This is a genomic window from Streptomyces sp. NBC_00158 (assembly GCF_045160885.1).
In the GTDB taxonomy this organism is placed as follows: domain Bacteria; phylum Actinomycetota; class Actinomycetes; order Streptomycetales; family Streptomycetaceae; genus Streptomyces.
On record NZ_CP108161.1, the window covers coordinates 5068862 to 5087574 of the forward strand.

General features: G+C 71.7%; 19 protein-coding genes. 11 read left to right on the forward strand and 8 right to left on the reverse strand.

Annotated elements, in window-relative coordinates; genetic code table 11:
- Positions 1-76 precede the first annotated feature (76 nt).
- Positions 77-718: a hypothetical protein gene (locus OG553_RS23325; RefSeq protein ID WP_405980842.1), complete on the forward strand. Its 642-nt coding sequence runs from the start codon at positions 77-79 to the stop codon at positions 716-718.
- 7 nt (positions 719-725) lie between these two features.
- Positions 726-956 carry a DUF2277 domain-containing protein gene (locus OG553_RS23330; protein ID WP_405980843.1) on the forward strand — a complete coding sequence of 77 codons (231 nt, stop codon included), beginning with the start codon at positions 726-728 and terminating at the stop codon, positions 954-956.
- Positions 957-967: 11 nt separating this feature from the next.
- Here the strand turns inward: OG553_RS23330 and OG553_RS23335 are convergent, their stop codons facing one another.
- From OG553_RS23335 to OG553_RS23350, 4 genes are all read right to left on the reverse strand, one after another.
- Entirely contained in the window at positions 968-1468 is a 501-nt protein-coding gene (locus tag OG553_RS23335) for a hypothetical protein (RefSeq protein ID WP_405980844.1), read from the reverse strand.
- A 157-nt stretch (positions 1469-1625) separates the two neighbouring features.
- Positions 1626-2237, reverse strand: a complete 612-nt coding sequence (locus OG553_RS23340; protein ID WP_405980845.1) for a DedA family protein — start codon at positions 2235-2237, stop codon at positions 1626-1628.
- Between the two features lie 103 nt (positions 2238-2340).
- A complete protein-coding gene (locus OG553_RS23345; RefSeq protein WP_405980846.1) occupies positions 2341-4002 on the reverse strand; it encodes an alkaline phosphatase D family protein in 1662 nt (553 codons plus the stop codon).
- A 141-nt stretch (positions 4003-4143) separates the two neighbouring features.
- Complete coding sequence (locus OG553_RS23350; protein WP_405980847.1) at positions 4144-4818, reverse strand: HNH endonuclease family protein; 675 nt, start codon at positions 4816-4818, stop codon at positions 4144-4146.
- Between the two features lie 525 nt (positions 4819-5343).
- On the opposite strand from OG553_RS23350, the gene OG553_RS23355 reads away from it, so the two are divergent.
- The gene (locus OG553_RS23355) at positions 5344-5925 is read left to right on the forward strand and encodes a TMEM165/GDT1 family protein (protein WP_362469059.1); all 582 of its coding nucleotides are present in this window, start codon (positions 5344-5346) and stop codon (positions 5923-5925) included.
- A gap of 96 nt (positions 5926-6021) precedes the next feature.
- On the opposite strand, the gene OG553_RS23360 is transcribed toward OG553_RS23355, so the two are convergent.
- Both OG553_RS23360 and OG553_RS23365 read right to left on the reverse strand, forming a co-directional pair.
- Entirely contained in the window at positions 6022-6711 is a 690-nt protein-coding gene (locus tag OG553_RS23360) for an HAD-IA family hydrolase (protein ID WP_405980848.1), read from the reverse strand.
- A gap of 132 nt (positions 6712-6843) precedes the next feature.
- Positions 6844-7896: a peptidoglycan-binding protein gene (locus OG553_RS23365; RefSeq protein ID WP_405980849.1), complete on the reverse strand. Its 1053-nt coding sequence runs from the start codon at positions 7894-7896 to the stop codon at positions 6844-6846.
- A gap of 874 nt (positions 7897-8770) precedes the next feature.
- On the opposite strand from OG553_RS23365, the gene OG553_RS23370 reads away from it, so the two are divergent.
- Complete coding sequence (locus OG553_RS23370) at positions 8771-10819, forward strand: DHA2 family efflux MFS transporter permease subunit (protein WP_405980850.1); 2049 nt, start codon at positions 8771-8773, stop codon at positions 10817-10819.
- On the opposite strand, the gene OG553_RS23375 is transcribed toward OG553_RS23370, so the two are convergent.
- A complete protein-coding gene (locus OG553_RS23375; protein ID WP_405980851.1) occupies positions 10816-11361 on the reverse strand; it encodes a GNAT family N-acetyltransferase in 546 nt (181 codons plus the stop codon). The genes OG553_RS23370 and OG553_RS23375 overlap by 4 nt on opposite strands.
- A 106-nt stretch (positions 11362-11467) precedes the next feature.
- Between OG553_RS23375 and OG553_RS23380 the strand changes: the two genes are divergently transcribed.
- Entirely contained in the window at positions 11468-11863 is a 396-nt protein-coding gene (locus tag OG553_RS23380) for a nuclear transport factor 2 family protein (protein ID WP_405980852.1), read from the forward strand.
- Between the two features lie 75 nt (positions 11864-11938).
- On the opposite strand, the gene OG553_RS23385 is transcribed toward OG553_RS23380, so the two are convergent.
- Positions 11939-12277, reverse strand: a complete 339-nt coding sequence (locus OG553_RS23385; protein WP_405980853.1) for an antibiotic biosynthesis monooxygenase family protein — start codon at positions 12275-12277, stop codon at positions 11939-11941.
- 51 nt (positions 12278-12328) lie between these two features.
- On the opposite strand from OG553_RS23385, the gene OG553_RS23390 reads away from it, so the two are divergent.
- The 6 genes from OG553_RS23390 (at position 12329) to OG553_RS23415 (ending at position 18440) form a co-directional block, all read left to right on the forward strand.
- Positions 12329-14026: a recombinase family protein gene (locus OG553_RS23390; protein ID WP_405980854.1), complete on the forward strand. Its 1698-nt coding sequence runs from the start codon at positions 12329-12331 to the stop codon at positions 14024-14026.
- Between the two features lie 847 nt (positions 14027-14873).
- Positions 14874-15254 carry a hypothetical protein gene (locus OG553_RS23395; protein ID WP_331728613.1) on the forward strand — a complete coding sequence of 127 codons (381 nt, stop codon included), beginning with the start codon at positions 14874-14876 and terminating at the stop codon, positions 15252-15254.
- Between the two features lie 198 nt (positions 15255-15452).
- Positions 15453-15908 (forward strand): hypothetical protein, encoded by a 456-nt coding sequence (locus OG553_RS23400; protein ID WP_405980855.1) that lies wholly within the window; start codon positions 15453-15455, stop codon positions 15906-15908.
- 72 nt (positions 15909-15980) lie between these two features.
- On the forward strand, positions 15981-16814 hold the full coding sequence (locus OG553_RS23405; RefSeq protein ID WP_331728617.1) for a transposase family protein: 834 nt from the start codon (positions 15981-15983) through the stop codon (positions 16812-16814).
- 71 nt (positions 16815-16885) lie between these two features.
- Positions 16886-17542, forward strand: a complete 657-nt coding sequence (locus OG553_RS23410; RefSeq protein ID WP_405980856.1) for a hypothetical protein — start codon at positions 16886-16888, stop codon at positions 17540-17542.
- A gap of 319 nt (positions 17543-17861) precedes the next feature.
- Positions 17862-18440: a recombinase family protein gene (locus OG553_RS23415; RefSeq protein WP_405980857.1), complete on the forward strand. Its 579-nt coding sequence runs from the start codon at positions 17862-17864 to the stop codon at positions 18438-18440.
- The last annotated feature ends 273 nt before the right edge of the window (positions 18441-18713 follow it).

Genomic DNA, 18713 nt, shown 5'->3' on the forward strand with positions numbered 1-18713 from the left:
GGCCGGAAGGGTCGGGCGTTCGCCAGTCTAGGTTCCGGGGCGGTTTCCCGCGCGGTGGGGCGGGGATCTGGAGGGTGTGGCAGGGGCAGCGGAGTGGGTCGGGGCCGTGGGGCTCGGGGTGGCCGGGCTCGGGCTGCTGGCGGCCGGGGTGGTGGGCCGGGCGCGGTTCGGGCGGGAGCGGGACGCCGAGCGGGAGCGGCTGCTCGCGGGGCTGGGCGCAGGGCCGCGGGAGGAGGGCGAGCCGCGGCTGGTCGACGCAGGGGCGCACCGGGGAGGTCCGGCCGAGCTGGGGGACCGGCACGACGACTTCACCCCGATCCTGGTCGAGTACTACGCCTACGGGCTGGCCCAGGCGCGCAGCAGCTTCGCGACCAGCCAGCTGTTCTCCGGGGTCGGCGCGGCCGTGCTGCTCTTCGGGGTCGGGCTCGCGGTGTGGAAGGCGGAGGGCGCCGGGGACGCGTACCTCGGGGTCGTCACCAGCTCCGTCGGCCTGGTCGTCACCCTCGTCGGGCAGCTGTTCCACCGGCGCGCCGATCTGGCCCTGCGGCACATGGCCGCCCAGACGGCCGCCCTGCGCGAGGACCGGCGGGCGGCGGAGAGCACCCAGCAGGCGCTGGGGCTCCTGGAGGAGGTCGCCGACCCGGAGCTGCGCGGAAGGCTCCAGGCCGGGCTCATCATGAAGCTTTCCGGGGCCGAGCTGCCGCCGGCCGCGCCATAGTGGAGGTATGTGCCGCTCCATTAAGACCCTGCGCCCGCCCGCCATCCCCGAGAAGGCCACCGAGGAGGAGATCCGGGCGGCCGCGCTCCAGTACGTACGCAAGGTGTCCGGCTTCCGCGCTCCGGCCGCGCACAACCAGGAGGTGTTCGACGCCGCCGTGGACGCCGTCGCGGAGGCGACCGCCGCGCTGCTCGACGGCGTGCAGGTCCGGGGCCGGACGGCTGCCGCGGCCGTCTGACCGGTCGGCGGTCAGCGGGTGTGGGCCCAGCGGCGGCGCAGCAGCCAGATGCCGGTGCCGAGCGCGCCGGCCGCGAGGGTGCCGCCCAGGGCGATCCGGCCCGGGCTCATGGCCTCGATGCTGCCGCCGAGGCCGCCGCGGGCGGCGCCGGAGCTGACTTGGAGGGTGACCGTGACCCGGCGGCCGCTGTTCCCGCCGCACTCGAAGGTGACGGGGTAGGAGCCGACGGGGGCGTCGCGGTAGACGGTGGCGCTGCCGGAGAAGCTGCTCGCGCTCCGGCTGCTCGGTGCGAGGGAGACGTCGCCGAAGGCGCGGGAGGAGGCCCGGGCCGTCGAGGTGTCGCAGCCGTCGACGTTGAGGCTGACGCGGCTGCCGGGGGCGACGGTGCCCGGGGAGACGGTGGCGGATGGGGCGGCGGAGGCGAGCGTGGCGGGTGTGAGGGCCGCGGCGACGAGTGTCGCGGCCGCGATCCCGGTCAGGCGGCGCCGGTTGCGGGTGCGCGTGGGGGGCATGGAGGGAACTCCTCGGCTCGGCGGAACGGCGCGGCCAGGGCTGGGGCGTCACGCGGTTCGGTCGCGCCGTTCTCCGGACGCTAGAAGCACGGGAGTGGGGCGGCGATCGGTGCCGGGTGAACGGGTGACCGGCCTGCTCCCTCCGGGGGAGGGGAGGTTACGCGGGCGCCGGGCCCGGGGACGGGCGGCGGACGAGGTAGGCGGCCAGGGAGCCCGCCGCGAGGAGGGCGACCATGGAGACCGCGGTACCGAGCCAGGCAGTGCCCAGCCACTGGGTGCCGAAGTAGCCCAGCGACACGCTGTAGCCGGCCCAGCTGATGCCCGCCAGCACCGACCAGGGCAGGAACTCCGTCACCTTCCGCCCGGTCCGGCCGGCGCCCAGGGAGACCACGGAGCGGCCGGCCGGGGCGAAGCGGGCGAGGACCACCAGCGCGCCGCCGCCCCTGGTCAGGGCGGTGCCCAGGCGTTCCTGTGCTCGGGTCAGCCGGCGGGAGCGGGCGAGGGCGCGGTCCAGCCGGGCCCCGCCGCGGCGGGCCAGCCGGTACGCCGCCATGTCACCCAGTATCGAGGACGTCGCGGCGACGACCAGGAGCAGCCTGATGTCCGGGACCTGCGCGGGCGTGCCCGTGGCCGCCGCCGCGGCAGCGGCGGCGCTGATCACCAGCACTCCGCTCGGCAGTACCGGCAGGAACACGTCGAGCAGCACCGACACCGCCACAACGGCGTAGATCCACGGGCTCGTGGTCAACGACCCCAGAGTCTCGAGCAAAGCGGAACTCCCCAGTCCGATGCGCCGCGTCGTCGCGGGGAGCGGCAGGGGCGGCTGACAGCCATACAGCGTACGCCCGCCACCGCTCCGGCGGCGGCCCGGCCTACTCCGCCGCGGTGAGTTCCCGGTCCAGCACCGTCACCAGCCGGGCCCCCGCGCGGCCCGACCGGGCCTGGTCCAGCCGCAGCCGGGCGCTGCGGCCCGCCAGCGCCAGCGTCATCAGCTGGTTGCCGAACCACGGTCCGCCCGTACGCCGCCAGCTGAGCGGCGGCCGGCCCGTCCGCCCGTGCCGCGAGAAGCCCCGCCCCAGCCACCGGCCCAGTCGCGACCAGCCCAGCCGGAACCCCCACTTCACCGCCGTGTGGATGGAGTTGTGCACGGGCGAGCAGGTCAGCTGGAAAACCCGGGCGGTGCTGGGTATTCGAGGCTCGGCCACGTACGCGTGGTGGACGTCCCCGGACAGGACGGCGACCGTCGCCGGGGCCTTCGGGCCCGTGCCCACCTCCTCGATCAGATCGCTCAGCGCGGCGAACGAGGCGGGGAACGCCGCCCAGTGCTCCAGATCGCTGCGCCGCCGCAGGTCCTCGCCGATCCGCGCCCAGCGCGGCCCGCGCTCGCCCCGGCAGAGCGCGGCGTTCCACACCTCCGCGTCGTGGATCAGCGGCGGCATCAGCCACGGCAGGGAGGACCCGATCAGCAGGTGGTCGTAATCCCCGTGCCCCTCCAACGCGTTCTCCCGGAGCCACAGCTGCTCCGCCGGGTCGAGCATGGCCCGGCCGTCCTCGGCGAGCACCCGGGCGGCCCGGGTGTCCACCATCAGCAGCCGCGTCCTGCCGAAGTCCCGCCGGTAACTCCAGCGTGCCGAAGCCGGGTCGGCGTCGGCCGCGGCCGCGAAGGCACGCAGCGCGTCGGTGCCGTCCGGGGTGGCCCGCACGGCCGCGTACAGCGCGTCCGCCTCCAGTTCGGCGGGGGAGAGGTTGCCCAGGTGCTGGTACACCCAGTACGACATCAGCCCGCTGAGCACCCGCTCCGGCCACCACGCGGTCGCCCGCATCTCCGCCAGCCAGGCCGCGCTGGTGTTCCAGTCGTCTATGACGTCGTGGTCGTCGAACACGTGCAGGCTGGGGACGGTCGACAGCAGCCAGCGGATCTCGGGGTCGAGCCAGGACTCGTAGTACAGCCGGGTGTACTCCTCGTAGTCCGCGACCTGCGCGCCGGGTGCCTCCCGCAGGTCGCGGCGGGCGGCGAGCCACTTGCGGGTCTCGCGCGAGAGGTGGTCCGCGTAGACCTGGTCGCCGAGCAGCAGCAGGAGGTCCGGCCGGACTTCGCCGGGGTGCTGGGCCAGCCGCGCCGCGAGGGTGTCGAGGGCGTCGGCCCCGTGGGGTCCGCGCCGGTCGGCGGGCGGTGCGGCCTGCCGGCAGGAGCCGAAGGTGACGCGCAGCCCGGGAGCGGGCTGCCCGGGCCGGCCCCCGACGGCGGGTGTGGTGATCGTGCTCGGAGGGAAGCCGCCGCCGGTCCCCGGCCAGACGAGGACCCCGTCGAGCAGGACCTCGTACGCCGTGGTCGTGCCCGGGGTCAGGCCGGTGACCGGCACGAGCGCGTAGTGGTGGCCGGAGATCTGGAAGGTGCGGACGCTGCCGCCGGAGCCGTCGGCGCACCGCACCTCGGCGGTGCACGGGCGGTCCGCCTCGACCCATATCGTGGCGGAGCCGCCCGTGTCCCAGTCGACGTGGCGCAGCAGTGGTCCCAATCGCAGCCCGGCCATCCAATTCCCCCTTCTCGGAAGCCCTTTCGATCACGGTACGGGGCCGGGCGGGGGCGGGCCTCCCCCTCGCGGGGGATTGGGAGGGTGAAAACCCCGGTTGTTTCCCGGGGGAGGGGCGCGACGGGCCGGCGGGTGCTCGGGTCAGCAGCCGTTCAGGACGTTCACCAGGGCGGCCTTCTCCCCGGAGTCCATGCTCAGGCCCCAGTACTGCTTCACCTGGACCCACATGCGGGCGTAGGTGCAGCGGTACGCGGTGCGCGGCGGCAGCCACTTGCCGGGGTCGAGGTCGCCCTTGGCCTGGTTGACGTTGTCCGTGACCGCGATGAGCTGCGGGCGCGTCAGGTCGTTGGCGAACTGCTGGCGCTTGGTGGTGGTCCAGGAGTTGGCGCCCGAACGCCAGGCCTCGGCGAGCGGGACCATGTGGTCGATGTCGATGTCGGAAGCGGCGGTCCAGGTGGCCCCGTCGTACTCGGAGTACCAGCTGCCGCTGACGGAGGCGCAGGAGGAGTCGGTCACGACGTTCACGCCGTCGCGCTTGAGCACCGTCTCGCGGGTGTTGCAGGTGCCGGAGACGGTGCTCCAGTGCGGGAACTGGGTGCGGCTGTAGCCGGTGAGGGAGCCCTCGGCGGCGGGGGTGACCGTGGCCAGGTAGGAGCGGGCCTCGGCGGCGGTGATGGGGGTGGGCGGGGCGGCCAGGGCGGCCGGAGCGTTCACCAGCGAGGTGAGCGAGGCGAGGGCTACGGCGGAGGCGAGGATGCCCGCGCGCCCGATGCGACGCGCGTAGACGGAGGGCGTGCGGGTGGATATGAGGGCCATGGGGGGCTCCCTGGTGCGGGGGGTGGTGGCCGTGCGGACCCCGGCGGGGCGCGGCCATGGTGGCGGCGCCAGATGTCGCTGGGACGGGCACCAGGTGACAGATTGCCGACATGGGCACGTCACATCAAGGCAATCAATGCCCCGCATTCAAGGGGAAGTTGAGATTCCGGCCGCCGGGGTGGGGCTGGAGTGGGGCCAAACTCACATAACGGACGCCTTCGTCCTGTCGGTGCCGTCGCGTACCCTGGGCGGAGCAGAAGGGGAGTAGCTCTTCGCCGGACCGTCGACATACTGCTGGGTCACCCAGCCGGCGCCCGGAGGCAGGCCGCGTCAGCGGTCGGCCAGCGAGACCTTCGGCCGCAGTGCCCTGTCCATGTGGCGCGGCGCGCGTGACGCATCCAGATGCGTGGCGCGTGACGTGTTCACGCCTCCCAGGGCGCCGCCGAGCCGAAGCGACCCCTGAAGCACCCCAGGTCTCTCGGTCCGACGGCGTCCTGCCCGACCGACCGATCGAGGTTCCACCCCGTGTTCAGCTTCAGCGTCCTCGCGATCGCCTTCGGCGTCGTCTTCCTCGCAGAACTCCCCGACAAGACGGCCCTCGCCGGTCTGATGCTCGGCACCCGCTACCGCGCCTCCTACGTCTTCGCGGGCGTCGCCGCGGCCTTCGCCGTGCACGTCGCGCTCGCCATCGCCGCGGGCAGCGTGCTCACGCTCCTGCCGCACCGGCTCGTCCAGGCCGTCGTCGGCGTCCTCTTCCTCGCGGGCGCGGCCATGCTGCTCCTGAAGAAGAACGACGAGGACGAAGAGGTCAAGCCGCCCGCCGACCAGTCCTTCTGGAAGGTGTCCGGGGCCGGCTTCATGCTGATCCTGGTCGCCGAGTTCGGCGATCTGACCCAGATCATGACGGCGAACCTCGCGGCCCGGTACGACAACCCGCTCTCCGTCGGCCTCGGGGCGGTGCTGGCGCTCTGGGCGGTCGCCGGCATCGGCATCCTGGGCGGGCGCACGCTGATGAAGTACGTGCCGCTGCGGCTCATCACCAAGATCGCGGCGGCCGTCATGGCGGCGCTGGCGGCGTTCTCGCTGTACGAGGCGATCGCGGGCTGACCCGGAGGGTCGCGAAACGGGCCGCCTCCCCGCGCGGGGAGGCGGCCCGTTTCGTTCGGTCGCGCCGGGCGGGCGGCGGGAGCGCCCGGCCCGGGGTCACGCGGGCGGCGTGAGGGTGAGGGTGAGGGTTCCGTCCGCGCCGGCTTCGACGCGGACCGAGGTCAGGTCCGGGACCTGGGCCGTCGGGCCGTGGGCGGCGGCGCGGGGGCCTATGCCGATCACGCGCATGCCGGCCGCCAGGCCCGCGGCGATGCCGGCCCCGGAGTCCTCGAAGACCAGGCAGTCGGCCGGGTCCACGCCCAGCTCGGCGGCGCCCTTGAGGAAGCCCTCGGGGTCGGGCTTGCTGGCCCCGACGGACTCGGCGGTGACCCGCACGTCCGGCATCGGGAGCGCGGCGGCCGTCATCCGGGCCTCGGCCAGGGCGGCGTCGGCCGAGGTGACCAGGGCGTGCGGGAGAGCCGCGATCGACGCCATGAACTCCGGAGCGCCCGCGACGGGGACCACGCCGTCGGTGTCGGCGGTCTCGCGGGCCAGCATCACCGCGTTCTCGGCGTGGTTGAGCTCCATCGGACGCTCGGGCAGCAGGATCGCCATCGTGGCGTAGCCCTGGCGGCCGTGGACCACCTTCAGGGCCTCCTGCGGATCCAGTCCGTGCGACACCGCCCACTCGCGCCAGCAGCGCTCGACCACCGCGTCCGAGTTGACGATGGTCCCGTCCATGTCCAGGAGCAGTGCCCTGGCGGTGAGGACGGTGGGGGCGGTGGTCGTGGTGGTGCTGGCCGGCATCGGCGGGGCTCCAGACGGGCGGCTAAAGAGAACAAGCGGTTCCGTCCACCGGTCAGGGATTGCGGACGGAACCACTTTGTTTCTTCACGATACAAAATCCGGCGGGGTACGCGCCACCGACGGCCGAGTGACTTATCCCTCCAGGGCGCGCCGGGTCGCCGGGCCGTACACGCCGAACTCGTCCTCGTACACCTCGTACTCCATCTGGAAGTTCGCCACGGCCCGCTCCACGCCGCGGCCGTACCGGCCGTCGAACCTGCCGCCGTACATCCCGCGCTCCGACAGAAGCCGCTGGAGCTTCTCCACCTCGGGCCCCGAGTCGCCGGGACGCAGCGTCGCAGGCTTCACGGGCTTCGCCGGGGAGGTGGGGCTCGGGGCGCGGGTCGTCCCGGTGGAGGGGGAGGGGGACGGCGACGCCGAGCGGGACGCGCTCGGAGAGGCGGACGCGGACGCCGAGCGGGAGGCGCTCGCCGACGGGGAGGACGTGGCCGACGAGGAGGGGTTTGCCGTCGGGCCGGAAGGGGACTCCGACGGGCCGGCCGGGGCCGACTCGGCGACGGGCGACGACGGCTTGGGGTCCACCAGTGCGGTGTCCCGTTCGTCGGACCCCGTGAACATCACCAGGGCCAGCGCCACCGCGCCGACCGCCACCGCCGCACCCGCCGCGGCCAGCAGCGGCAGCCGCCGGGAGCGCGGCCGCCTGGCGGGGACGTCGTCGGGCCACTGCGGGGGGACGGCCCGCAGCTGAACCGTCTGCTCCGCCGGCGGTACGGGTACGGGTACGGGTGCGGGCGCCGCGCCGGGTATCCCGAACGCCGGCGTACCCGGGTCCTGCGGGGGCGGTCCGGCCGGGACGGGCGCCAGCATGGCCGTCGGGGCCTCGTCGCCCCCGCCGCCGGACGCGGTGGCGGCCGGGGCCGCCGGTACGGGAACCCCGGGCCCGCCCGCGAACCCGCCGGCTGCTGCGGCGGCACCCGGCTGCGCCGCGAACGCCCCGGGCGGGGGCGTGCCCGGCCCGGCGCCGGCGACCCCGGGCGGGGTCGCGAGGGGTTCGGCCGGGCCCGCCGCCGGGGTACCGGGCTGCGGACCCCAGGCGCCCGGCTGGGCCGGGGCCTGCGGCGCCGCGCTGCCCGGCGGGGGCGTCGGATCGCCCGGCCGGCCCGCCCAAGGCTCCGCCGGGGGCACGAAGGCTCCTACCGGAGCCGCCGGAGCCGCCGGAGCCGCCGGAGCCGCCGGAGCCGCCGTGGCCGCCGGAGCCGCCGGAGCCGCCGTGGCCGCCGGGGCCGCCGGAGCCGCCGGGGGGACGGTCGGCTGGGCCGTCCAGGCCCCCGCCGGGGTTGTCCGGCCGTCGACCGGGGGCGCGACGGATCCCGCCGGGGGCACCTGCGGTGTCGCCGGAGCCGTTGCCGCGGGAACGCCCGGCTGGGCTGCCCAGGGTTCCGCCGGGTGCGTCGGGGCCTCAGCCGGTGATGCGAAGGCTTCCGCCGGAGGTGCTGCCGTGGGGCCGCCCGGCTGCGCCGGGGGCTGCGGCGCGTCGGCCCCGGGCATCGGGCCGCCTGCCGGGGTTGTCGGGCCGCCCGGCTGGGTGGCCCAGGGTTCCGGCTGGGGCGTCTGGGCCTCCGCCTGGGGTGCGAAGGGGCCCGCCGGTGCGGTCGGCGGGGTGGCCTGGTGGGTCGGCCAGGTTTCCGCCAGAGGGGCCGGGGCTGCCTCCGGAGCCCCCGCCGGGGGCGGGGGGAGGGTGGGGAAGGGGGTGGCGGGGTCCGCGCCCGGTCGGGCCATCGCGCCCAGGACCGGCTGGGGCGGTGGCGGGCTCTGGTCGGCTTCCGGCATGGCCACGTACGGGCGAATGCGCAGCGGGTTGAACCCCACCCCCCGCCCACACTCGCAGCCGACGCCCACGGCGCCGCATTCCGGACAGCGCTCTGCGCTCACTGGTACCCCTCCCTGGACACTGCCAGCGATTATGCAGACCCCTCAGGCCCCACCCAACCCTTCCGAGAGGCCATAACCGGACACACCGCTCAGGATGGAGATGTTGATCCGGCCTGAGGAGGAGCCGATGGCTCAGGATGTGACCGCGTCGGCCGTGGACCCGAAGCCCGCCGCCGAGCACGCCTCCCGCGAGGTGCTCGTCTCGATCGGGGCCCTGCTGCTGGGCCTGCTGATCTCCGCACTCGACCAGACCATCGTCTCCACCGCGCTCCCCACGATCGTCAGCGAGCTGGGCGGCATGGAGCACCTGTCCTGGGTGGTCACCGCCTACATGCTGGCCTCCACCGCCGCCACGCCCCTGTGGGGCAAGCTCGGCGACCAGTACGGGCGCAAGAAGCTCTTCCAGGCCGCCATCGTCATCTTCCTGATCGGGTCCGCCCTCTGCGGCCTCGCCCAGGACATGCCCCAGCTCATCGGCTACCGGGCCCTGCAGGGCCTCGGCGGCGGCGGACTGATGGTGCTGTCGATGGCGATCGTCGGCGACATCGTCCCGCCCCGCGAGCGCGGCAAGTACCAGGGGCTCTTCGGCGCGGTCTTCGGCGCGACCAGTGTGCTCGGGCCCCTGCTGGGCGGCCTCTTCGTGGACCACCTCTCCTGGCGCTGGGTCTTCTACATCAACCTCCCCATCGGTCTCGTCGCGCTGGTCGTCATCGCCGCCGCCCTGCACATCCCGGCCCGGTCCTCCCGGCACACCATCGACTACCTCGGCACCTTCCTCATCGCCTCCGTCGCCACCTGCCTCGTGCTCGTCGCCTCCCTCGGCGGCACCTGGGGCTGGGGCTCGGCCCGGATCATCGGACTGGCGGTCCTCGGCGCCGTCCTCCTCGTCGCCTTCCTCCTCATCGAGCGGCGGGCCGCCGAACCAGTCCTGCCGCTGGGGCTGTTCCGGATCCGCACCTTCACCCTCTGCTCGGTGATCAGCTTCGTCATCGGCTTCGCGATGTTCGGCGCGATGGTCTACCTGCCGACCTTCCTCCAGGTCGTGCGGGGCGTCTCACCGACCATGTCGGGCGTCCACATGCTGCCGATGGTGCTCGGCCTGCTGATCGCCTCCACCGCCTCGGGGCAGGTCGTCAGCCGCACCGGCCGCTGGAAGGTCTTCCCGATCACCGGTACGGCCGTCACCGCCGTCGGGCTCCTGCTCCTGCACCAGCTGGAACGCACCAGCTCCGACTGGGAGACGAGCATCTACTTCTTCGTCTTCGGCGTGGGCCTCGGACTGGTCATGCAGGTGCTCGTCCTCGTCGTGCAGAACGCGGTCAGCTACGCCGACCTCGGGGTCGCCACCTCCGGTGCCACGTTCTTCCGCTCCATCGGCGCCTCCTTCGGCGTCGCCATCTTCGGCACGGTCTTCACCAACCGGCTCGGTGACAAACTGACCGCCACCCTCGCCGGAGTCCCGCTCCCGCCCGCCGCGACGCCCGAACGGCTGGAGGCCGACCCCCGGGCCATCGGCGCGCTCCCGCCCGAGGTGCGCCCCAGGGTGCTGGACGCCTACTCCTCCGCCATCACCGACGTCTTCCTCTACGCGGTCCCGGTGGTCCTGCTGGCCTTCCTCATCTCCTGGTTCCTGAAGGAGGACACGCTCCGCGCCTCCGTCACCGCCCCCGACGTGACGGAGACCCTCGCCTCCAACCCCGTGCACCGCTCCTCGCACGAGGAGGTGGCCCGCGCGCTGTCCGTGCTCGGCACCCGCGAAGGCCGCCGCCACGTCTACGAGAAGATCACCGCGAAGGCCGGCTACGACCTGCTGCCCGCCGCCAGCTGGCTGCTGCTGCGGATCAACAAGTACGGCTCCGTGGAGCCGGCCGTGCTGGCGGAACGCACCGCCATCCCGATCAAGGTCGTCACGGACGCCGCGCGCCAGACCGAGGAGCGCGGACTCGCCACCCGCGACGGCCTCGCGCTGGTCCTCACCGACCGGGGCCGGGAGGTGGCGGGCAGGCTGGCGCACGCACGCCAGGAGTCCCTGGCCGAGCTGCTCGGCGACTGGTGGGGCCCGGACCGTCCCACCGACCTCATCAAGCTGGTCGAGGAACTCAACCGGGAGCTCTGCGGATCCGACTCCGAGGAGCCCTACGACACGCCGGCGCGCCGCGACCACTCCGCCAACTAGGAAGCGGCCGAGCCGAGGTCCAGGCCCTTCTCGAACCAGTGCTGGGCGTACGGACCGGAGTTGTAGGCCGGTATCTCCCGGTACCCGTGCCGCGCGTACAGGGCGCGGGCCTCCACCAGGTCCGTACGGGTGTCCAGGCGCACCCGCGCGGCGCCCAGCCCGCGGGCGGCCTCCTCCAGCGCGGCCAGCAGGGCCGCCCCGCCGCCGGTGCCGCGGGCGCTCCGGTCGACGTACACCCTGGTGAGCTCGGCGGTGGCCGGGTCGAGCAGGCGTATGCCGCCGCACGCCAGCGGCCGCCCGTCGAGCCTGCCGACCACGAACTGCCCGGCCGGGGGTAGGAGCCCGTCGGCCGGGAAGTCCAGCATCCCCTGGTCGATCTCGGCCTCGGTGACGGACCGCTCCCAGTACCGTCCGGCGACCTCCGCGTAGTAGGCGCGGCGCAGCGCCGTCGCGTCCACGGTGTCGAAGGGCTCCGACACCACCTCCCACCTGCTGTTTCGGGCGTCGGCGGAGTCATTCCCGATGATCGTGTTCCTGTCCATGGCGCCATTGTGCAGCGCCCTCCCGAGCCCCCGCGTGGAATATCCACAGGCGCGGGCCGATGATGAGGAAAGGTGTAAATCGCACGAGCGGAGGGTGTGAACCGTCATGTCGGAGCATCCGGACTGTGCCCTGATCCGCCGCGGCTACGAAGCCTTCGGCAAGGGCGACATGGAGACCCTGGGCACGCTGATGACGGCCGACGTCATCCACCACGTGCCCGGCAACAACAGGCTCTCGGGGCACCACAAGGGCCGGGAAGCCGTCCTCGATCTCTACCGCCGCCTCGGGGAGGAGACCAACGGCACCCTCCGGGTCCGGCTGGAGAACGTCATGGTGGACGGCCGCGGCCACGCGATAGCCGTGCACGTCGCCCAGGGAGACAGGGGCGACCGCGGCATCGAGATCCACGAAGGGCTCTTCTTCACCATCGTCGGCGGCAAGATCACCGACATCGACCAGTGCACCCAGGACATCGACGAGAGCGACGCCTTCTGGGCCTGAAGGGTCGAAGGGACGTTGAAGCGACAGAACCGAGGGGCCCGGGGCGGCGTCCGCCCCGGGCCCCTCGGCCACACATCAGGCCTGCTTCGGCGCCGCCTGCTGCACGACCTCGAACGACCACACCTGCGACCCGGAAGCCGCCGGCTTCGGCCGCTCACCACCGGCCCCGCCCGCGCCGCCACCCTGGTGCGCCGCCTTCATCGGACCCTCCATCCACGCCTGGAAGTCCTCCTCCGACCGCCACCGCGTGTAGACGAGGTACTGGTCCGTACCCTCGATCGGCCGCAGCAGCTCGAACCACTCGAACCCGTCCGAACCCTCCACGGCGCCCGCCCGCGAGGCGAACCGCTGCTCCAGCAGCTCCCGCTGCTCGTCCGGGACGGTCAGCGCGTTGATTTTTACCACGCTAGGCACATGACACCTCTCAGGAAGAACAGGCCGGGTGCTGCACCTAGCCTTGACCACGTGCGAGCAGTCTCCTACATCCGTCAGTCAAAGCGTCGTGAGGACGATTCGCAGGCGTCACCCGTGGCGCAGCGCGACCGGTGCGCGTCACTCATTAGCTCGAAGGGGTGGAACGACGCGGGCCACTTCGAGGACGTCGGCAAGTCCGGATGGGACCCCAGCGTCCACCGCCCGGGGTTCGAGGAGATGATGGCTGCCGTACGCGGCGGGCATGTGGACGCGGTGGTCGTCTTCTCGCTGTCCCGCCTCACGCGCCGTGGTGCGCTGGAAGCCATGCGGATCATCGAGGAGCTGGAATCGCACGGCGTCCGGCTGGTCAGCGTCGAAGAGCCATACCTAGACACGTCCACCCCGGTCGGTGTCGGAATCCTCGCCATCATCGCGGGTCTGGCGCAGCAGGAGTCCGACATGAAGTCGGCCTACGTCTCCGCCACGAAGGACACGCTCCGGCGGGCCGGCAGCCATGTGTCCGGTCTCGCCCCCTATGGCTTCACGACGGAGCGCGGCACCAGAGGCAAGCTGTCCGTCATCCGGCTCGTCCCGGACCCCGTAGAGGCCCCGCACGTCCGAGACATGGCGAAGTGGGCGGCTGACGGACTGTCCGCCTCGCAGATCGCCAAGCGACTCAACGAAGAGGGCGTACCCACCAAGGCTGAGTCCCTGGGAGAGGCGGGGATAAAGAGGCTTGCCGCACGGCGCGCTCGGGCGATCTCCGAAGCTGTGGACCGGCCCGCGTGGGTGTCCTCCACCGTGCTCCGCATCCTGCGGGACCCGCGCCTCGCTGGGTACGCCATCGAATGGCAGGGGCGCGTACTGCCAACCAAGGATGCTGACGGCAACCCGGTCCCTGGGAAGACCGGCAAGCGCGTGATCCTCCGTGACGAAGAGGGGCAGCCCGTCCAGACGCATGATGCACTGATCCCCGTCGAGGAGTGGTGGCAGCTACAGGACGTGCTCAACGGCCGCACACAGACCGTCGTGCGCGCCGGACGACGAGTGCCCACGCTGCTAGCCGGTCATGGGCTGCTGTTCTGCGACGTGTGCGGCTCCGTCATGGTCGCTGACCGCCGGGTGGGAAAGCTCTACTACAAGTGCAACCGTGCCGGGGGAGTCGTAGCCGGCCATGGCGGTCTCGTCATCGGCCAGGAAGCGGCGGACGACCAGACAGCACGCCGAGTGTGGGCGCGCCTCACGGCCATGGACCCGGATGACCCGGAAGACCTCGAATGGCTCGCTGAGGCATCCCGCCGATTCGCCAGGCAGCGGGACACGTCCCAGCGGGACGCTGAACGAGCGGCCGTGCGCGCCGAACTGGAGCACGTACGGGAGTCCCGCCGCATCCTGCACATGGACCGGTTGGCGGGCGTCTACGACGACAAGACCGGCACGGCGATGTTCCACGAGTCGATGGCGCGTCTGTCGGCCCACGAGGAGCGCACGGCTGAACGGCTTGCCCACTTGGACGCGACGGAAAGCCAGACGATCGAGATTCCCAACGAGTGGACCGGCGTGGACGGAGACCCAATCGGAGAGGGGTCCACGTGGGCAGCCTGGGACCTCAAGACGAAGCGGGAGTTCCTGGCGCTGTTCATCGATTCCGTGAGGATCGCCAAGTCTGTCGGCAGGGGCCGCAACGCGAAGACGCTCGACCGCGTGATCCTGCGGTGGGCTGAGTCGCCGGAACCTGCGGGCGCCTGAGCTTGCCTGAGTGCCGTTCACGGCTCGCCGTTGGGGAAACCCGGTGGCGGGCCGTTCGGCGTTCCTGTGAGCGTGCGTGAGGCACCGGGTTGCTGTCGGCCCATACGCCTACGGTCGTGAGGGGGTGACGGTGTGACGAATGACGGTGTTGGGCACCACTTCGGCTTCTTCTCTATGTAGTTTTTATTTTTACTTCTCTCTCTTCACCTAAACAGCGATTGACCTGGGGTTTTATGGACAGCGGGAGTCACCTGATGAATGGTTCTCGACTCACCTTTGGTCACCTGTGGGGGTCCTCGATCGCTTCGCGATCTGCGGACAGCGGGGAGAAAAGGTCTTGAAGGTTTGACAGATGGGGGTTTGAGGATTTTGGGCAAGTACATAGACGACACGAAGGCGCGCAGCGCACTGGAAGCGGCAGCCCAGCACGCTGACAGGGCGGGTAGGTCGGTGCCGTTCGTCTGGAGTGGTGCTCAGTGAGCCCCCGCCAACTTGAAGTCGCAGGTCAAGGGGCTGGTGTGACCGGTTCTGGGGGTGCTCACGCTGGTCGCGGGCGGAAGTCTTCGGGGAAGATCGTCCGTCAGCGGTTGACTTCGAGATTCGGAGTGACATGTCGGCGTGCGGTAAAGCTCGGTACATGGTTGGGATGCCTCCGTCGCACGCTGGGGGCCGGGGATGCAGACACGCGAACCGGCCCGGGGCGACCGTCGGAGTGGATCACTTGCGCCATGTGAGCGTGCTTCGAAATGTCGTCCGAAGGTTCGTTCAGGTGTCGCGATAGGTCTGAGGCGGCTCACACCCGATGTGACGCCTCTTTTCTGACACCCGAGCGAAAGCAGGGCATCTCGTGCTGAAGAAGTTTCTCGTGGCCGCCGCGGCAGCGGCGATGGTGATGGGGCCGGCCGCCGTGGCGCAGGCAGACGACATCGTGCGCGTCGTGGAGAACACGGTGACCATCCCCGTCGCCTCCGGCGGCTTCCCCGGCCGGGCGGCGGCCCAGGCCTCGTGCCCGCCCGGCGAAACCCGGACCGGCGGTGGCGCCAGCGTGATCGCGGGCAACTCGCACGCCGAGCGGTACCTGCTGCACTCGACCCAGCCGATCAGCGGAGAGGCATGGTGGGCGTTCGCTACGAACACGGACACCACCAACCCGGGAACTCTGAAGGTCTACGCCATCTGCGCGCGGGTGGTCAGCACCCCGACCCTCACCACGCCCATCAGCTCCTGACCCAGCCGCCCCCTCTGGTGGGGCGGTGGGAAGCCGCTGGCGACGCTCGGCTGGGTGCCCCAGCCGAGCGTCCTTGCGCAGGCGGCGGTTCAGTTCGACAGCGAGCCGACCGGGCTCCTACTCAACGGACACCGGCAGATTTCCACCCGTGCCTGGTTCCTGCTCGCTGTGACCGGACGGTCTTCTATGCTCCTGGGCATGCTGGATCCCGAGCTACTGGAACGGATCACCGCGCGGCGCGCGGAACTGGACGACCTCGAACAACAGCTGGCCAAGCAGCTCGCCGAGGTCCGGGCCGAGCGGGACGAACTCGCCGTCGCCGAACGTGTCCTTGGGAGGGTGAGCAAGCAGCTCGCCACCGAGCGTGCCTCGGCCGCGCCGACGCCCGGGCAGGTGGGCGGCCGGACGGTGATGCTGATCCCAGACCTCGAACCGGGCGTAGAAGAGACCATGCTCCCGTCGGACTACCAGCGCATCCTTGCTGCCGTGCGGCAGGCAGCTGGACCGGTCATGGCCCGCGAGGTCGGCGAGGTGGTGGGGGTGGACGTCAACGTGAAGGCCAAGCTGGAACCGCTACGCGGCAAGCTGGTCAGACTCGTCGACCGCGGCTGGCTGCGGAAACTGCCCGACGGCCGGTTCACCACCCGTCTGTGATCAGCAACACCTCGACTCGGAGCGGCTCGACACCAGAGTAACCAAGGTGTCCCCGGCAGCCGTTGGAATCATGTGACGAATGCCAAGGAACTCGCCGAGGACACTTGCCCGGCTGTCTACCAGTGCCGTCTGCCGCTGTCCACGCGCACCGTCAACCACCTCGCCGATCTGCTGCGGCGCCATCTGAAAGCGATTCGGTCCCGATGGCGGATCCTGCCGCCGGGGAAGATCGCCGTGATCGTCCTGGCCGTACTGCGCCACGACCAGCGCCTGGCCGACATGGCCGGCGGCAACGACGTGTCCGAATCCACCGTCCGCCGCTGGCGCGACGAGCTGATCGGACTGCTCGCCACCCGGGCGCCGCGCCTGGACCGCGCCCTGAAGAAGATCGCCAAGCTGGGCGGGGAGGTGGTCCTGATCGACGGCACCCTCGTCCGCACCCAGCGCCGCACCGGGAAGGCCGACCGGCGGAACTATTCCGGCAAGCACCGCAGCCACGGCCTGCACTTCCTCGCCCTGACCGACGAGAAGGGCCGGCTGATCTGGATATCCGCCGGCCGGCCCGGACGCACCCACGACAACACCGCCGCCCGCCACGACCGCATCCTGGCCCACCTGCGCGCCGCCGGCCTCGGGGCACTGGCCGACCTCGGCTTCCGCGGCCTGGACAACGACATCCTCGACCCCGTGATCGTCACCGGCTACGCCGCCAGCCGCACCCACAAGCTCACCCCAGGTGAGAAGGAAGCCAACCGCGTCCTCGCCGTCGGACGCGCGCCGGTCGAGCACGGCTTCGCCCACCTCAAGAACTGGCGGATCCTTACCAAGCTCCGCACCGACCCCGCCCGCGCCACCCAGCTCCTGCGAGCCCTGCTCGTCCTGACGAACCTCGAAGTCAACCGCTGACGGATGATCTTCTGCGCGGGCTTGCGCCCGCGACCAGCGTGAGCACCCCGAGAGCCGGTCACACCAGCCCTATGACCTGCGACTTCAAGTTGGCGAAGGCTCAGTGGACGACTTCGGCTGGCGAGTGGCGGGACTGGCCGCTGGTCCGCCGGGGCATGGGCGAGTGGCTGCACGCAGTAGTTAAGGGGGTGGACGCGGAGGCAGAGGCATCCATCAGGGAACGTCGGTATGCACTGCGGGACTCGCTGGACGCCGCACGGGAACGAGCAGAGAACGCCGACAGCGAGGAGGAGGTAGAGCACCACTACGCCACCCTCGGAAGGTTGCGGCAAGAACTGGACGCCCTGCCCGTCCCCACCGGCCTTGCCCCTGCCATCGTCCGGGACATCGGGACCGTGGCATCGGAAGTGGAGTCCGCTTCCGACGGTCGCGCCACGCAACTCCTCTCGCTGGCCTCTCAGTTCGACGCCTTCCGCGCCCCACTCAACGACCCCTCCTCGTGGGTTCGGATGCTGGGGACGGCACCGCACAGCGTTCACGTCCGCACGTCGGTTGTGTGGGAGGCGTTCTGTGCGGCGGAACCGGTGCTTGCCCGGAGTCTGGGCACGACGACGGGGAAGCGTGCCCTGTTCGCGGCTATGGACAAGCGATTCGGTACACGCCGGAAGCTGGCCGGCTACGAGGGTTGGCGGGGCGCTGTGATTCCTGATGTGGGCCCCAGGGGATGACCCCCGCCCTCCGTCCTGCCTGAGCGGTAGGGAGGGAAAACTCCCCCATGGCTCATTGGGGTGTTCCGGTGGAGCCCTGCGGCCCCAGGGGGGCATCCCTGCGGAGGGGAGTGGCCGACCGTCAGGTGGCTGACCCTGGCGGGGTGTACGGGTCTGGTGGATGTGGCTATGCGTGACCGACTGCGGTCGTCTCAGAAACGAAGGATTGTGAGACGGTCGCCAGGGGGCGCCCCGCCCCTGCCAAGAGTGCTCCAAAACCCGTCTCAGAACTTCTTGAAATCCCTTGAGGTTTTGAGACGGGTTCTGCGACGATGGGTGCATGACGACGACCGCGGGACAACTGATCGGATACGCCCGAGTCTCCACCGACGACCAGGATGCGCAGTTGCAGCACGATGCGCTGACGGTTGCCGGTTGTGCCCGGATCTTCACGGACAAGGCGAGCGGCAAGAACACTGACCGCGCGGAGCTGACGGCCGCTCTGGACTACCTGCGCCCCGGCGACACCCTGTGCGTCTGGAAGCTGGACCGGTTCGCCCGATCGCTGATCGACCTCGTGACCCTCGTGGACTCGCTCGCTGCCCGTGGCGTCGGCTTCAAGGTGCTGACGGGAGCGCTGGCGAGCATCGACCCGAACACGCCGGATGGGCGGCTCATGCTTCAGGTGGTGGGCGCGATGGCGGAGTTTGAGCGCAGCCTGATCAAGGACCGCACCCGTGCCGGACTGGACGCTGCCCGCGCTCAGGGGCGTACGGGTGGACGCCCCGCCGTGATGGACGCGGACAAGCTTGCTGCGGCCAAGGCCCGTCGCGCAAAGGGGGAGAGTGTTACGGCCATCGCCAAGGCCCTCGGGGTCTCCCGCGCCACGCTGTACCGGGCCTTGGGCGATAGCCAGTAGCCCGTACTAACCCGAGAGGCCGTCCGCCCTGGTGGTGGACGGTCTTTCCCGCGTCCTGCTGGGGGGAGGGGAGGGCGGTCCGAAAGTTCGGCGTGCATGCCGGCTGGCGATCCCGGCCCAAGCTCGGAATGCGCGCCCTGGGTGCAGCGCCTTTTTTCGGGCCTTGTTTGGTGCTGACCAGCGGAAACGTCTCCACCGGCACCCGAGGACGACCCCGTGAGGAAGTGGGGAGGGCCCCTGAAACACCAGCTCGGGGACCGGAACGTGGTGGCA

Bases quoted from the DNA above. Each gene is read 5' to 3' on its own strand.
- OG553_RS23330 (WP_405980843.1), top strand. From the start codon at position 726: ATGTGCCGCTCCATTAAGACCCTGCGCCCGCCCGCCATCCCCGAGAAG.
- OG553_RS23335 (WP_405980844.1), bottom strand. From the start codon at position 1,468: ATGCCCCCCACGCGCACCCGCAACCGGCGCCGCCTGACCGGGATCGCG.
- OG553_RS23345 (WP_405980846.1), bottom strand. From the start codon at position 4,002: ATGGCCGGGCTGCGATTGGGACCACTGCTGCGCCACGTCGACTGGGAC.
- OG553_RS23350 (WP_405980847.1), bottom strand. From the start codon at position 4,818: ATGGCCCTCATATCCACCCGCACGCCCTCCGTCTACGCGCGTCGCATC.
- OG553_RS23360 (WP_405980848.1), bottom strand. From the start codon at position 6,711: ATGCCGGCCAGCACCACCACGACCACCGCCCCCACCGTCCTCACCGCC.
- OG553_RS23370 (WP_405980850.1), top strand. From the start codon at position 8,771: ATGGCTCAGGATGTGACCGCGTCGGCCGTGGACCCGAAGCCCGCCGCC.
- OG553_RS23375 (WP_405980851.1), bottom strand. From the start codon at position 11,361: ATGGACAGGAACACGATCATCGGGAATGACTCCGCCGACGCCCGAAAC.
- OG553_RS23380 (WP_405980852.1), top strand. From the start codon at position 11,468: ATGTCGGAGCATCCGGACTGTGCCCTGATCCGCCGCGGCTACGAAGCC.
- OG553_RS23400 (WP_405980855.1), top strand. From the start codon at position 15,453: ATGCTGGATCCCGAGCTACTGGAACGGATCACCGCGCGGCGCGCGGAA.
- OG553_RS23410 (WP_405980856.1), top strand. From the start codon at position 16,886: ATGACCTGCGACTTCAAGTTGGCGAAGGCTCAGTGGACGACTTCGGCT.
- OG553_RS23415 (WP_405980857.1), top strand. From the start codon at position 17,862: ATGACGACGACCGCGGGACAACTGATCGGATACGCCCGAGTCTCCACC.